The organism is Phycicoccus sp. Soil802 (genome assembly GCF_001429605.1).
GTDB lineage: Bacteria > Actinomycetota > Actinomycetes > Actinomycetales > Dermatophilaceae > Pedococcus.
Genome location: NZ_LMSS01000001.1, coordinates 19,345 through 33,456, shown reverse-complemented (window position 1 = coordinate 33,456; position 14,112 = coordinate 19,345). Strand labels below are relative to the sequence as shown.

Below are 14,112 nucleotides of genomic sequence, written 5' to 3'. Positions count from 1 at the left end.
GACTAGAGGAGGCTGTAGAACCTGACATGGATCCCTCGACCGACCCGTTTCTGGCCGCGCGGTCCCGCCGCTGGATCGCCGCGTCCGAAGCGGTTCGCTGGGTGCCCGAGCGAGCTACTGGCACGTGGGGCTGGCAGGAGCCGGTGCTGCTGGCGCACACCGTTGATCGCGGCCCTACACCCGTTGTCTTCGGGCGTTCGACGGCAACACTGGCTGAGCGATCTGAGGCCGATCAACCGATCGCCACCACCGAGGCACGAGCCGCCTCCCTGTGGCACGTGGCCGGGCAAGGGTTCGTCGTCGCCTTCGAACGGCTGGTGGCGAACACCGACGATCTGGCAGCGCAGACGGACGCCCTGGGCGCGATGTTGCGGGAGGCGCCGCGGCACGGGGACGGACAGCCCTCGGTGGGCGACCTCATCCAGCACTTGTGGGGGGAACGACCCGCGTCGCTGCGCAGCCTTTTTGGCGAGCGGGCGAAGGCCCTCGAGGCCCTAGCGGACGCACACGGTGCCGGTCCGGCCTTGGTGGACCGCGACATCGTCGAGCTCATGGTGCCGCGGCGTACCTCGATCTCTGGCATCCGACAGATCGAAGGTCTCGTGACGGGAATCAGCGCGTCCACCCAAGGCATGGGAATCCGCGACCTGCTCGAGAGGGCTACGGCCGGAGAGGGTCTCGGCGCCGATGAGCTTGACTCGCGCCAGGGAACCTTCCAGTGGGCTTACCGTGAGGTGGAAGTAGCTGCGGAACGTGCCCGCGAGACTGCCATGTGCGCGATGCGCTCGGACGGCCGTGTGGCAGTGCTCGATCTCGACGCGTTTTCGATCTATCACGACTATCTGGGGTGGGGTGGTGACGGGATCGTCCTGGAGCTCGTGCCGATGGCAGCCACCATGGGCCGTCAAGCTCGGGACTTCTGGGCCGTCGCTGACGAGATCGCGAACTTCGGATGCACCGAACCCAGTCCAGCGGCCACCACCGGATCCTCAGACAAGAGGCGCCCGCAACCAGGCGCCACCGATCCGGCCACGGGGAGTCTCCCCGAATCGCGACGCGACCTCGGGCGTCGCCTCAGACTCGTGCGAGGGGTGCGCGCACGCACTCAGCTGCGGCAGCTACTGGGTGACCAGCTCCTCAACGACTCGAACTTCAAGAGCTGGACCAATCCGAGTCACTTGCGCCGAGAACTGGCCCCCACCGCGCTCCAGGACGCAATGGCACCCGCGCCGGGCCGCACCCAGGTCGACGACAACGTCGCGGCGAGCATTGAGGTCCTGGAGCAGCTCCTGCAACTCACCCTGGACGACCAGCGGACCGTCGTCGCAGAGCGTCAAGAGCGAACGCGGGCGCTCCTGCAAGCAGCCTTGGGAGTCGTCACCGGCGCAGGTTTGCTGGGGCTCTTTGCCGCCCTCGCCTCCATGCCACGCGCGGGGCGAGCCATCCCTACCCTTACCTCGGCAGGACTCTGGACACTCCTCGCAGCCACAGCGCTCGGCCTCCTCGTCGCGGGCGGATGGGCGTTGCTCCACGCCAGACCGCCAGCCCGCACCCTGCCGTCGTGGGCGCTGGTCCTCGCGGGGGTCGTCGCCGGTGCACTGACCGCAGCCGGCCTGGCCCTCAGCGAGCCGTTCGACACACTGTGCCTTTCCATGGCTCTGCTGTTGGTGTTCAGCATCGTCGCGGTTGTTCTTCGCGGCCTCGCTCCGGCGACCTCGGCGGCCCACCACGAGAGGTTGGTCATCGAACCAGTCGCCTGATCGTTCGCCGACCTGGATCGCGGCGCATGTGACGCCTGAGCGGGGAACTGGGCCGCACCCTTCGAGCAGCCTGATCGGCTTGCGCGTCTGGTGTTCAGCATCGCCGGCCCGTGTGGTTGGTGTGTTGCCTAACCGCGCGACTCCCCGCCGTTCCAGACTTACCCACACTTAACGAGCGTTTGGTAGCAAGGCAATGCAACCGATGTGCCGTCCCAGTCCACCGGATGAGATGCGGCTCGCCAGGTGCACCGCTCAACGTGTCGAGCAGCGTATAGCGCGTATAGCAAGAATCGGCGGATCAAGCGTCATCGAGCAGCGGATCCCCAAGGCCCACGGGAGGGCCAGTCGCGACCAGCTCAATCTGGCGTCGGGCTGACAGTCCCGCCTTCCGTGGCCGGTAGCCGAGAAGCAGAGGCTAAGCCAGTCCCGATCAGCGTCTGGGCGAGCTGGGGCCGGGGGCGTCAGTCGCCGCATCGTCCATGCCGAACAGCACTGTGCCGATGTAGCTGGCTAGGTTCTGCTGGATCCACCCAGCCGAATCGTGCATGCCGAGAACATCCAACGCCGCGGCCACGACTGCACTGTCCAACAGGTGCACCAGCCCGGTACTGCGGACGAGCATGATGTCGTCCCAGACCGAGGGCGGCATGGGAACCAGTGGGGTGATGCCGTGCTGGTCTGAGGCCATGCGTAGGGCTCCTTCTTGAGGATTGAGAGGGGCTGGCTCTAGGTGAACCATCCGTCATCGTCCGGCGCCGCAGCACAAGCGCAATGGATCGGAGACCGAGGTCTTGGCACTGGCCGTGCGCGCCGGCTGCAGTCGGGGCCCAGACGGCGTCGGAACATGAGATCGGCCCCAGCGACGGTGTTGCTGGGGCCGATCGTTGTAGCGGGCTAGCCCACCGATGTGTGATTCGGGGTGGGTCCGGCCCATGGGACCGGTATGCCGGTCGTGCCCGGTAACGCAGCAACCATGACGAACTGTTGATGCGCACCCCGGGGGTATGGGAGGCGTCTCCCTCGACGCCATGACCAGTAACGTCCGCCGCCCGCGATCATCGGCAACCAGCTTCGCACGTGACCCGCGTCACACAGGACGGGTCGGCCCCCGACGCCCTGCCCTGGACGACGGGTAGGCGAAATCTGCGCTGCGATGTCGGGCAGCTCGTGGCACGGTCACGATCAGCGTGCCAACGAAACTCCTTGCCCGTACCGAGCCACCGCAGGCGTCCCATGGTTGCGGTCGTTACCAATTCGCGCCTTCGACTACATTTGGCAACGTGAAGTACGGTCGCGACGAGATCGAATGGGAAGAACTGCGCGCAGCCGCCAGGCGATGCCTGATTGAGCTGGCAGAGGATCAGGTGATCACCGACTACTCCAGCCTGAACCGCAGGCTCGTCGACGACACTGGCTTCGCCCCCTTTGACTTCAATCTCGATCGCGATCGTGCGGCTATCGGGGCGTTGCTAGGCGAAATCTCCCGGGAGTCCTACGCAGACTGCGGCGTGATGCTGTCGGTCCTGGTCACCCATCGCGGCGGAACGGATGAGGGAGCCGGGTTCTACCGGCTCGCCACAGATCTTGGGGCGCTGCCGGCACGGCCATCTCCGGCTCAGAAGGACACCTTCATGAGCGACCAGGTCATGCGCAGTTGGGACCTGTACCGGCGGCGTTAAGCGAATGGGGCCACCGGGTCGTCGGTTGTCGACCGTGCAGCGCCGCGCTTGACTATGCGAGTCTCGGCGGTGGAAGTTGTTCTGCGGGGGCGTGGTCCAGCCCAAGTTCGGCTGCTGGGGGCAGCCGAGGCAGGGACTCAAGCCGCAGCGGGTCGATGCCGGTAACAAATGCCTCCCGGTGACCGGGGCCGATCAGCCAGGTGAAGTCTGGGGCGACCGCCCACAGGCGCCACGCCAGTTGACGCTGTTCGTCGCCACGACGTTTGGTTTCATCAGAGGGTGCCGCGTCGCCGAAACGTTCGATGGCGCGAAGAGCCAATGTGACTAAGGCCGGTGTCGATCTCTTGGCTTCCCCGAGGACGACGACTCGCCCAGTGTCGTCGAGGATCGCCAGGTCGAGTTGCAACGAGACGGCAGGGAGCTCGAACAACACGCGTTCGGGGGGATAGCCCAGATCGAGGATCGCCTCGACGTAGGCGGCGAGTTGCGGTAGGTACTCGGCGTTGAACCAGCCCCCACGCTTGGAACGAGAGAGCAGCCCCCAGCGCCCGTCAGCGGTCGGCCGGTCTCGCGTGTTGAAGCGCCCTCCGGGGTGGAGGTTGATGAGTCCCTCCTCGATACCGCGAAAGAACAGGTCGACGTCGCCCACGTCCACATCGTTCGGCGTCGGCAGAAGGTCTGCCGAAGACATCACGTCGCGGTTCGCGGAGAACAGCTCGCGTGATGACTCGCGTAAGTGTCCCTCAAATCGGGAGGTGCCGAACATGTTGAGAACGTAGCCGCACTGGCCCGGTGAGCACAGGGGCGGACCCAGCCAGCGTCCTTGGATGCGCAGTGGTTGTCAGTGCCCCAGGAGAGAATGCTCCTATCAGCCGGCAGCATCGAGTCGGCGGGGGGTCCACCATCACATCTGCCGCGGAGGCTGCCTTGACCAATCCCGATTACACCCATCTGACCCTTGTGGTCGATCGCTCTGGGAGCATGGAGAGCGTCGCCAACGAGGCCCAAGCGGGGATCAACTCCCTCATCGCCGAACAGTTCGCCATGGACGGCAAGCTGACCATCACGCTGGCGAAGTTCGACAACGAGTTCGAGACCGTCGAGCGGATGAGCGCGAAGCCGTTCACATTCACGCTGCGGCCGCGGGGTATGACCGCTCTGCTGGACGCCGTCGGCATGGAAGTGACCCGCACCGGGAAGGACCTCGCTGGACTGGCGGACAGTGAGCGCCCTGGGCGGGTTCTCCTCGTCGTTGTTACCGACGGACACGAGAACTCCTCGCACGAGTACAGCCTCGAACAGGTGCGGTCGATGCTGGCCATCCAGAAGGAGCACTTCAACTGGGAGGTGCAATTCCTGGGCGCGGACGAGGCGGCGTGGCAGGGCGCCGAGCTGGGGGTGGCTACGACACGCTACGCCAACACCCGTTCCGGCAATGTCGCTGTGTTCGCGAGTATGTCCGAGTCGATGACGACGTATCGGGCCGCACCCTCAGCGGAGGGATTCTCGATGCCCGAGGAGATCACCACGGGCTGAATGGACGTATCCGGGACGCCACCACCCTCCCCGGTCTGCATCGGTAGGGCTTGGATCTCTGGTGCGTAGGCAGCCGATCGAGGCAGTGCGGTTGGTCCTTTCCTCAGCGAGGTGGCTTGCGTGTCCTGGACACAGAAGCCGAAGGCTAAGGGTGGCTTCGGCGACCTCCGAAAGGACGGTGCATCCGCGGCTTCGGCGATACTGTCGCTATCCCGCCGCTTCCAGGGCTATGGCATTGACCACTTCCCCCCTCCGAGTCCACTCTGCACAGGGCACCGCTGTACGTTCCCCTGCGGTGGCGGGGTATCCGGTCCCCCATGCTTTCGCATGATTGCCACCGCCGCCTGTCCATGGAAACTGCAGAACGGAGCCTTCAATGACCTGGCACGCATACCTTGATGCGGTGGTGTGCCTGACCACCCCGGACGGGCCCCTGCGCGTCGAACCGGCCGCCACCGCCGGCCAGGTCAGTGGGCCGTTCCCCGCAGGGATCACACACTTGGCGGTGGTCACGGCCCACAACCCTTACGGGGTCGAGACCGGAAGCTCCCGCAACGCTGCTGCCCACCAGCAACTGATCGAAGACCTCGACGTGGACAAGATCCCGCATTGGCCAGCCGTCGGCGCGGACGTCACGTTCGCCCACACCGAGACGTCGCTTGCGATTCCGAACATCAAGAGAGACCACGCTTTGCGGCTGGGAGCAAGCCTCCATCAGGACGCCATTTTCTGGTGGACTCCGAGCCAATGGGAACTTTTGCCTTGCGATGGTTCCCCTAGCGTCATCCGCGGTTGGCGTAGCGCTCCCGCTGCGACCGGGCCTGCGTGTAGCGCCCGCTTGATCGCCTTCCGAGATGACGGCCAGCGGAGCGGCGCCACCTTTGAAGTGCCCGGGAGCCTGCACCTTCTGCATCTTGACGTGCGCGCCAAGGGGTCGCGTTTTTGGGCGCTGGACCCCGATGACGACATGGAGCCCGTTGCATTGCCGCGCCCTGACCGGTGGGGATTCTTGCCCGACCACGTCGAGCCTGTCGGCATGGCCGTTGCCCTACGCGCCCTGACCCGGCAGCTCGTAGGGAAGCACCGAGCCACCGGTGAGTTGCCGGCCCTGCTACCCGGACCGACTGAGCGCTGAAACCCTGATACGGGCGAGTCTCCGGACCTCTGGATGGGGGTTCATCGTGACGAGCCGGCGCAACTGGGGACCACGTGTCCGGGTGCCGCGCTGTGTCTCACGGGAAGCTGTCGGCAGCCAGGGCGCGGCCACACGCGGCAGGCTCGAGGCTCGGCCCTGCTGTCGGTCGTCTCACCTTCTTGGGCCGGCTGCGATGCGTGACCGACCTCCAAAGCCCTCAAGGGAGCGCGTCAACCGACTCAGGTGGGGTCACGGGCGTGGTGTTTCGTACCCACATGTTTGCGGCATAACTGCGTCGCGCCGGGTAGCCGGCTTGGGTCAGGTCGTCGACGAGTCGGCGACCGTCGCGAATCTGCGAGGTGTGTACCCACAAAGTGCCGATGGTAGGGGCGTGTCCCGCGGCAGCCAACGCCAGTAGGTGGTCAACAAACGGCTGGGAAGTAGTCTCGAAGAGCAGGTCGTAGTCGAGCCATAGCTCGTCGATCTGCTCCTTGCCAATCGCTCGAAGGGCCTCGATGGCTTCATCGCTCGTGCGAGCCACCTCTGCGGGGCGCCCATCCTTGAAGAGCCGGGTGTCGTCCACCAGCAGCGTGACCATTTGACGCCCCCTCCAGACCGAACCCACCGATATGCGGTGGCAGTATCTCAGGGCTGCGTGTCCGCGGTCGCGGATTGACGCATCGTGATTAGGGAACCAACTCCGGTTGAGGAGGGCCTGTGCGACGGATCATGACGGGTGACGAGGATGATGCCTATTCACGTTGGCGCCGGGTATTGGCGTGGACTCACCGCGCTGGCCCTGTCGCGACGGTGAAGCGCCGTACGCATCGGCGCGACAGGCACGTCGTACGATCGCGCATTCGCTCGGGCGACTTCGATTGACCTTAGACGTCTAGGTAGCGCGCGATGAGGTCGTCACGACGCTCCACGCGGTAACCCAGGCCCACGAGTCGCTGCTCGATGGCTTCCCGATCTTCCGGCGCAAGCCAAGGCGCGGGCTCATAGTCCATGCCGATCTCATCATCCTGGTACCCAAATTCCTCCATGACCTCGCGAGGACACAGTTGGCTGCTCCTAAGTCTGGCCTGGGGGATGCAGGCGAACGCCTCTTCCTCGAACCAGCCACCAAACTCGAAGGGTGTGCTAGCCGGGAGAGCCTCCACGTCGAGTGCGACTTCTCTGCCCTCGTCGTACTTGACGAAGGCTGCGGTGATATCCCAGGCACCCTGATGCTTGCGGACATCACCCAGAGTCGTCGCGGCGGCGAAGGCGCCGATCAGCTCTAGATCGGAAGTAATCTCCGCCTCTGGCATGACGCAAAGACGTTCCGAGGCTGGGTCGACTCCTGTGATGATCTTCATCGAGCTCATGTAACTTCCTCCCGCGATGGTGAACTGGTCGAATCGACATCTGATCGACGTTGGCAGACAAGAATGGCTCAGCGTGGACTTCCCTCACCACAAGTGCGTGAGCCCCGTCGTCTTGGGTAGGTGAATCCACCCCTCACGCTCCGCAGCCGATGCGTCCTCCGGCTCTGGACCCTCCGTCCTTCCGAACGCCCGGGATCTGGCGACCATCGCGCAGACGATCGCGTCCCGAACATGACCTGCACGAGCGCGAGCGCCGCGGCTGGCGTCGTCGCCGGGCGCGAGGATCTCTCGAAGTTCTGGGCCAATCTCCAGCACCGGCCCAAGGGGGCCCATGAACGCTTCATCACTGGCAGTGGCTGGGGAAAGGACCACCCCGGTGGGCAGGTCCGTGAAGAGCGTCCATGCGGCAGAGGGCCATGTCTCGACCACTCGGCCCTCACGAGCGACGACTCCATCTGGGTTCAGCATCCCCGCGCGGTCAAACAGAAGTGGCGAAATGCCCTGGGACAGCTCAATGGCGGCCCAAGCTGCAGCTGTGGCGCCCAATTTGTCGAATGAGACCGAGAACCCGAGCTGCTTGCCGAGCCTCTTACACACCACTCGATCCGTCCGACGCCGCGCCAGCGGGGCCCATACAGGTGCGTCAATCTCGATTCGGCCGGCGGCCATGCAAGCGGGCCCCCGCGCGTGGTCGGTGAGCCACTCCCCGAATCCAACGGGCCATCCGAATGGCACATCGACCGCCCACCATTCCGTCCTCGCCGTCTCGCGAAGCAGAGCGAGGATCAAGGACCGCGTCGGCCGCGGACGATGCGTCACCGTGGCGACACGCTCTTCCCAGTCGATGGAAACCAGCCCGGTGTCGTTGGCGCTTGTGGACATGTCTAGTCCCCAGGTACGCACGCGCTCCTCCTTCTCCTCTGATTCGTGCACAATCATCGTCGCCACATTCGTGGACTACCCCCCCGTCGGATACCCACGAGCCGCGAGAGGATCCACGCGACGCGCTGCCCAGAACCGCTTTCGATCGCCGAGTCGTAGACCGGTCGGCCGTGGCGCCCGAGCTTCATCCCAAGCCACGGACCGGAGGCGGGACGCTGGACCCAGTTGAAGGCAGGGCCTTCGGTCTATCGCAGCACTGGTGGAGCGGCGACCTTGGCCACCGCGTAGGTCGAGCGGAGCGCTGCATTCCAGTCCCCGCGGGCAGCGGCGTAGACCACGTCAAAGCGCTTCAGGGCGGCGTCCGCGTCCGGACCATCGGCGCTAAGAAGAGTCATTGCTGCTTGCCCGAAGGCGTCGACAGCTGACTCGAGTCTCTGGTGTTCCTGGCCGAGGTTGGCCTCCTCGGACGGCTTCGACGATTCCAGAATGGTGCTCAGCAACTTCAGCGCGGTCGTGGCGGCCGCGACATTGTCGGTCAACATCTCTCCCGTGACCTGCCGGTTCTGCACCTGTCCACGCAGGCGGGCCAGTTCGCGGTGGTTGGTCAGGCCGAGCCTCAGAGCTGGATCAATGCTGTTCACGTACTTGGCAGCGGCCGCTGTACGGGCCTTGGCCCGCGCCGCCTGTTTGGCCGCGTCAGCTGACTTCTGGTCAGCAGCGCGCTTGGCATCCGCCACCGCCCTACGGGCACGTTCGTCAGCCGCCGCCTTCTCCTTGGCGAGAATCTCGGCCAGAACGGGTGAGCCGCTGGGGAGTGCCCTTCGTGTTCGCGCCTCACCGATCTTGCCGACGCGCAGGGAGACCGTGCCACCCCTGTCGGTCTCCTGATTCGGATTGGGATCCTGCTGCAAGACAACCCAGTTGGAATCAATCAGAATCGCCCGGTCGTCGAACATGTCGAGGTCTTCGAAATCCTCGAACCCCTTGGCTGCAAGTGCGTTGTGTGCGTCGTCGAGCCGTATCCCGACGACGTTGGGAACCGGCACGGGCTCGCCCGAACAGTTGGCCAGCAGCATCGCCATAGCGAGCAGGGCAACGATGACTCGCGCCTTCCGGGCGAAGGCTGGCTGAGGCGGCGGGGGGAGGCTCACCGAGTTCCACATTGACGGCTCCCTGCCCACATAGCTTGTGGGGACATCTGCAACCTCCGACAATCCGCGTCCCTGGCGTCGCAATCCACGACGAATGAGCGCAAGCTACTCCCGCGAGAGTGTGGCTGGCGGGGATTGAGGGGACACTGCACCTCGGGCCCGCTCGAGTGGGACGACGGACGGGCGACCAACCGCTAACCGAGCGGATGCGAACGGGGCAGCGAGCCCTCTCTCACGGACGGTGGGCCACCACGCAGCGTGTGGCATTCGTTCAGCCGCCTGCAGCATCGGCGTAGCGGCAGAGTGCGTTGACTGCGCGGAGCTGCTCAGGTGTGTGGACCGGCGAGTCGAGCAGGGCGGGACTGGCAACGACGATGCTCATGGCCTTGGCCCGGGAGATGGCGACGTTCAGCCGGTGCAGGTCGAAGAGGAAGTCGACCCCGCGGGGTGCATCGGCCGCGCTGGAGCTGGCCATCGAGTAGATGGCCACGGCCGCCCCACGCCCTTGGATCTTGTCGACCGTGCCTACCAGGACGTCGTCAGGAAGCACGAGCCGGAGTCTCGCGACCTGGGCGTTAAATGGCGCCACTACGAGGATGTCGGCCGGCGTCAGAGGCTTGTTCGCTCCGTCAGTAGTGGTCCAGGAGCGAGTCAGGAGGTCCTTGACGATGCCCGCGACGACGGCAGCTTCCTCATCGCTTTCGGCCTGGCAGCCCTCGTGCGGGACGGGGACCCACCGCAGACCCGAGCCGGAGAAGGGACCTTCGCCTGACAGGCTCTGCAGTTCGCGGCCTGGCGCGGAGGTGAGGCGGTCGTCGTAGGCGAGCTCGGAGACGAAGGACGTGACCGCCGGGTGCATCCTCCAGGTCGTGGCCAGGAAGATGCCGCGGTCGGCAGGCACGGTGTCATGGTCGCCAATCAGGTGCTCGAGCGCTGAGATGCCGGCCCCGAACGGGTGTGTCGCCTGAGTGGGTTGGGTCAACTGCTGTGGGTCCCCCAGCAGGACAAGCGATCTGGCGGCCGGTGCGGTGGCCACCGCGTTGGCCAGCGAGAACTGGCCAGCCTCGTCGATCACCAGCACATCCACGGACGAGCGCATGTCCTCCCGGGCCCACAACCATGAGGTCCCTCCGACCAGGTTGACCCCATTGGCTAAGGCGTCCATGACGGTGTCGTTGGAGGGCAGCTCCGTGACGAAGCCGGCTGGGTCCGCGAGGGGTTCGCCGCTGATCTTCTGCACGGAGGGGCGCTTGACCTCGTCGAGCACGTGCCTGATGACCGAGTGCGACAGGGCGGTGACGCCGACCCGTTTCCCGGCGTCAAGCAAGGCGCGGATCAGGTGAGCCGCGGCGTACGTCTTGCCCGTGCCGGGCGGGCCCTGCACCGCCAACACCTGACCGTCCAAGGACAGACCAACCCGCACCACGGCTTGGGCGGGCGTCTCTCCGACCGCGACGGCGAGCACGTCGGCCGTCGGCACGATACGTGCCAAAAGCTTTGCGGCCGTGCCCTCCTGGCCGTCCAGCAGCGAGCGGCCCGTGTCGGCGATCGACTCTCGCAGCACGCCGTCCAGGACCGGCCCGGGTGGCTTGAATCCGCGCGGCGCGACTGGTTCCGACTTGGCGCGCATGGACAGGTCGATCCAGCCCTCGACCCCGTCGTATCCGACGACGCTGCCAACGGAGGCGTGGGTGTCGACGTCGTGGACGCGCATGCCGACGCGCATCTTGCAGTCCTGTGGTTCGAACGGGTACCGCCAGACCTTGGAGGTCACCCGGCCCGTCTTGCTCAGGATGTCGCCGATGTGGTCCGGGGCGCCGGGACGGCCGATGGCGGTGCTGTCGTCCACGAGTTCGTCGGTGTCGAGGCTCTCGTAACGGAAGTACTCCCACCAGCCCGGTCTGGCCTCGCGGCGGTGCCAGCCCACGCAACCAGCCAGGAGGTCGTGGCCGTACTGGCTCAGTCGTTGGGCCAATTCGGTCTCGGCCTTATCCTCGTCACTGACCTCTGGTGGCAGGGCCGGGACCGGTCTGGTGAGGTGGTGGCCGAGGTCGGCGAGCTCGGCGCGGCACTGCTCGAGCCAGGCGTGCAGATCGTGGGTCGACCGGACGTCCTCCTCGTTGTACGCGCGGATCGCTTCCAGGATGTCGTCGTCGCGCTCGACCAGCCACCGTTCGTACTCCACGACCGAGGTCATGGCGTCGGCCACCTCGTCCGCGGTCCCGGTGCGCGTCTGCCCCCAGTAGAAGTCCTCAACCTTCTTGATCGAGTATGACGGCTTGCTGATTCGTATGCCTTGACGCACGACGGCATACAGGTCGACGAGCCGTTCACCGCGCAGCAGCTGGTCGAACTCGGCCTCGCGCGTGCCGTGCCGTCCGGTGAGCCGCGCGAGGGCGGTCCGCTCGTAGGTGGCGTAGTGGTAGACGTGCATGTTCGGGTCCGCGGCCCAGCGTCGCATCAGCTCGTCGACCAGGTCCTCGGTGAGCTGCTTCTCACCGGCCTCGTGGTGGGCCCAGAACCCTGTGAAGTGCTGCTGCCGGTCCCACAGCCCGGCGAGGTACTCCCGTCCTCGACCGTCGTTGGCCCAGGGGTCGCCTTCGAAGTCGAGGTAGACGTCGCCCGCGCTTGGCTCGGGCAGGCGCTGCAGTCCGCGGCCCGGTTCGGGTGGCAGCAGCGCGTAGGCGGGGCCCCGGCCGTCGCGCTCGGCGACCTGGAGCTGGGCCTGCTGATGCAGCCGCTCGCCGGTCGCCACGCTGAGCACACCTGCGAGGTCCGCAGATGTTGCGGCGGCGAGGGCGGCCATGGTGCTGATTCCGTTGGCGCGCAGCGCGGCCCGTTGATCTGTGCGGAGCCCCGCGACCTGGACGAGGTCGTCGGCGTCGAGCCATTGCTGCTCACACTTCTGGTGCCAGCGGCACTGGGGGCATTGAGCGTTGGGCGTGGACTCGGTCACTGCCTGTGTCTCGATGGCGTGGACCAGCGCCTCGCGACGGCGCCGCGCGTAGGCAGCCACGTCGACCAGACGCCACGGGTGTTCGACCTTGTCGCCGGTCACGACCACCAGGCGCCGCGGGGCTATGCCTTGCAGCTCGGTGAGTCGAACGGCGTACGTCGCCATCTGCAGCAGCGCCGGGACCTTCAGCCGCCGGGCGAGCTTGGTATCGGCGATGTCATACGACCAGTCGCCCAACGCACTCGGACGATCCGTGCGGACCAGGAAGTCCGCGTGGCCCACCCACTCTCCGTCGAACAACGTCGCCTGGTAGATCACGTCGGCCCCGTCGCGCATCGCATCAAGCGTGGCAGCCTCCGCGGTGACCCGGTCGGTGCCGAAACCCTGGATCTCGACGATTCTCAAACCCCGGTCACGCAGCCGTGCGAGGTACTCGCTCTCGTGCGTAAGGCCCTTGGCAAAGATCAGGTTCAAGGCATCGTCTGCCGCACTCGCGCCGGTCGCGGCCGCACCTTGACCCAGGGCCCCCCGGTCAAGGGTAGTGATGTGAGGGCAAGCGACATGCTTGGTCAGGTCCGTGGGGCTCAGCACCAGCCTGCCGTCGACGCGTTGCATGCCCGGATCATGCCAGCCCGCGGCGACAACTCGGTCAAATCGGAGGACAACCTCGACAAACGGCTGACCCGGTCCACTCCCTTGCATCGGCGCCCACAGAGCCCCGGAGTGACGCGACCTCAGTCTGCCGCGGCTGGCTCGAACCGGCTGAAGCCTTCGGCATCGCGAAAGATCACCGACACGTCGCATTCGAGGAGCAGACCGACAAGATCACCGTTCGGCTCCTGCGGCAGCAGGACGCCCAGCCTGGGCGTCGGCCGATGATGCCGTCGGTAGTCGAGGAGCTGGCCTAGCGCAAGCCGCACGTGCATCCGACCTGCTGACGACTTTGCCTCCAGGAGCTCGGACTGCTCCCGGTCGAAGGCGTCACAGATCAGCGTCTCCCCCGTTGCTTTCACGCGGTACTTCTTGCGGACCAGTGTCCGTCCCAGGTACTCCTCGTACTCCCTCACCAGCGCGGCCTCCAGGAACCGCATGACCCGCTCGGCGGACTCGGTCGTCATCGTCGTGGGGGAACTGGCGGGCGGCAATGGCAGCGTGCCGGCATCCGCTGCTCCGGCCGAGCTCCCTTGACCGTGACCCAGGCCGGCCAGCTCCTCAAGGGCCCACCACTCATCGTCGTTCAGGCGAAAGGGGTTCGCACCCCCGGGCATCCTGAGGATGAGGGAGTTCTTGAATCGCTGTTCCTGCTTGAGGACTTCCCGCGGGATCGGCCGATCGAACAAGGGGACGTCAACGCTGAGCTTCGCGTATGTCGCCTTGGCCGACTTGGCGGTCACCCGCCAGTGGTCATCGGTGTAGGGAAGCGAGGTCACCGTCCCCAACGCGAACACCCCTCCCTGCGGGCCGGAAACCCAGAACGCGAACCGATCCCCTGGCTGGACATCCTTGAAGTGCCGCGCCAGGGACCACCTCCACAGGTCCGGTGCGGACCAGGACTGGATCTCGTCGAGGTCGTACTCCTCACCCAAAGCACATTGGAACACCCAGTACGACATTTGCGATTCCCTTCATGTGAGCATGGCTGT

12 protein-coding genes are annotated in these 14,112 nt (G+C 65.9%); 4 read left to right on the top strand and 8 right to left on the bottom strand.

Annotation, left to right across the window (positions count from 1 at the left end):
- Positions 1–26 precede the first annotated feature (26 nt).
- Positions 27–1,760, top strand: coding sequence for a hypothetical protein (locus ASG91_RS00135; RefSeq protein WP_056920610.1), 1,734 nt, complete (start codon positions 27–29; stop codon positions 1,758–1,760).
- Between the two features lie 430 nt (positions 1,761–2,190).
- Here ASG91_RS00135 and ASG91_RS00130 read toward each other — a convergent pair whose 3' ends face one another.
- Positions 2,191–2,448, bottom strand: coding sequence for a hypothetical protein (locus ASG91_RS00130; RefSeq protein ID WP_056920609.1), 258 nt, complete (start codon positions 2,446–2,448; stop codon positions 2,191–2,193).
- A gap of 592 nt (positions 2,449–3,040) precedes the next feature.
- On the opposite strand from ASG91_RS00130, the gene ASG91_RS00125 reads away from it, so the two are divergent.
- Positions 3,041–3,439, top strand: coding sequence for a hypothetical protein (locus tag ASG91_RS00125; protein ID WP_056920608.1), 399 nt, complete (start codon positions 3,041–3,043; stop codon positions 3,437–3,439).
- A 52-nt stretch (positions 3,440–3,491) separates the two neighbouring features.
- Here ASG91_RS00125 and ASG91_RS00120 read toward each other — a convergent pair whose 3' ends face one another.
- Positions 3,492–4,205: a hypothetical protein gene (locus ASG91_RS00120; protein ID WP_157605856.1), complete on the bottom strand. Its 714-nt coding sequence runs from the start codon at positions 4,203–4,205 to the stop codon at positions 3,492–3,494.
- A gap of 161 nt (positions 4,206–4,366) precedes the next feature.
- Here ASG91_RS00120 and ASG91_RS00115 point away from each other — a divergent pair, with 161 nt between their 5' ends.
- Positions 4,367–4,975 carry a VWA domain-containing protein gene (locus ASG91_RS00115; protein ID WP_157605853.1) on the top strand — a complete coding sequence of 203 codons (609 nt, stop codon included), beginning with the start codon at positions 4,367–4,369 and terminating at the stop codon, positions 4,973–4,975.
- Positions 4,976–5,351: 376 nt separating this feature from the next.
- On the top strand, positions 5,352–6,110 hold the full coding sequence (locus ASG91_RS00110; protein ID WP_056920605.1) for a DUF3293 domain-containing protein: 759 nt from the start codon (positions 5,352–5,354) through the stop codon (positions 6,108–6,110).
- Between the two features lie 217 nt (positions 6,111–6,327).
- On the opposite strand, the gene ASG91_RS00105 is transcribed toward ASG91_RS00110, so the two are convergent.
- From ASG91_RS00105 to ASG91_RS00080, 6 genes are all read right to left on the bottom strand, one after another.
- Complete coding sequence (locus tag ASG91_RS00105; RefSeq protein ID WP_056920604.1) at positions 6,328–6,708, bottom strand: cyclic-phosphate processing receiver domain-containing protein; 381 nt, start codon at positions 6,706–6,708, stop codon at positions 6,328–6,330.
- Positions 6,709–6,994: 286 nt separating this feature from the next.
- Positions 6,995–7,480 carry a hypothetical protein gene (locus tag ASG91_RS00100; protein WP_157605850.1) on the bottom strand — a complete coding sequence of 162 codons (486 nt, stop codon included), beginning with the start codon at positions 7,478–7,480 and terminating at the stop codon, positions 6,995–6,997.
- A gap of 84 nt (positions 7,481–7,564) precedes the next feature.
- Positions 7,565–8,419, bottom strand: coding sequence for a DUF429 domain-containing protein (locus tag ASG91_RS00095; protein WP_056920602.1), 855 nt, complete (start codon positions 8,417–8,419; stop codon positions 7,565–7,567).
- Positions 8,420–8,607: 188 nt separating this feature from the next.
- Positions 8,608–9,444, bottom strand: coding sequence for a PASTA domain-containing protein (locus tag ASG91_RS00090; protein ID WP_162257482.1), 837 nt, complete (start codon positions 9,442–9,444; stop codon positions 8,608–8,610).
- A gap of 340 nt (positions 9,445–9,784) precedes the next feature.
- Positions 9,785–13,273, bottom strand: a complete 3,489-nt coding sequence (locus tag ASG91_RS00085; protein ID WP_235545287.1) for a TM0106 family RecB-like putative nuclease — start codon at positions 13,271–13,273, stop codon at positions 9,785–9,787.
- Positions 13,204–14,082, bottom strand: a complete 879-nt coding sequence (locus ASG91_RS00080) for an EVE domain-containing protein (protein WP_056920599.1) — start codon at positions 14,080–14,082, stop codon at positions 13,204–13,206. The genes ASG91_RS00085 and ASG91_RS00080 overlap by 70 nt, the downstream gene beginning before the upstream one ends.
- Positions 14,083–14,112: the final 30 nt, after the last annotated feature.

Coding starts and splice junctions, on each gene's coding strand:
- ASG91_RS00135 (WP_056920610.1), top strand. CDS start 27: ATGGATCCCTCGACCGACCCGTTTCTGGCCGCGCGGTCCCGCCGCTGG.
- ASG91_RS00085 (WP_235545287.1), bottom strand. CDS start 13,273: ATGCGACGTGTCGGTGATCTTTCGCGATGCCGAAGGCTTCAGCCGGTT.
- ASG91_RS00080 (WP_056920599.1), bottom strand. CDS start 14,082: ATGTCGTACTGGGTGTTCCAATGTGCTTTGGGTGAGGAGTACGACCTC.
- ASG91_RS00100 (WP_157605850.1), bottom strand. CDS start 7,480: ATGAGCTCGATGAAGATCATCACAGGAGTCGACCCAGCCTCGGAACGT.
- ASG91_RS00090 (WP_162257482.1), bottom strand. CDS start 9,444: ATGGCGATGCTGCTGGCCAACTGTTCGGGCGAGCCCGTGCCGGTTCCC.
- ASG91_RS00120 (WP_157605856.1), bottom strand. CDS start 4,205: ATGTTCGGCACCTCCCGATTTGAGGGACACTTACGCGAGTCATCACGC.
- ASG91_RS00110 (WP_056920605.1), top strand. CDS start 5,352: ATGACCTGGCACGCATACCTTGATGCGGTGGTGTGCCTGACCACCCCG.
- ASG91_RS00130 (WP_056920609.1), bottom strand. CDS start 2,448: ATGGCCTCAGACCAGCACGGCATCACCCCACTGGTTCCCATGCCGCCC.
- ASG91_RS00105 (WP_056920604.1), bottom strand. CDS start 6,708: ATGGTCACGCTGCTGGTGGACGACACCCGGCTCTTCAAGGATGGGCGC.
- ASG91_RS00095 (WP_056920602.1), bottom strand. CDS start 8,419: ATGATTGTGCACGAATCAGAGGAGAAGGAGGAGCGCGTGCGTACCTGG.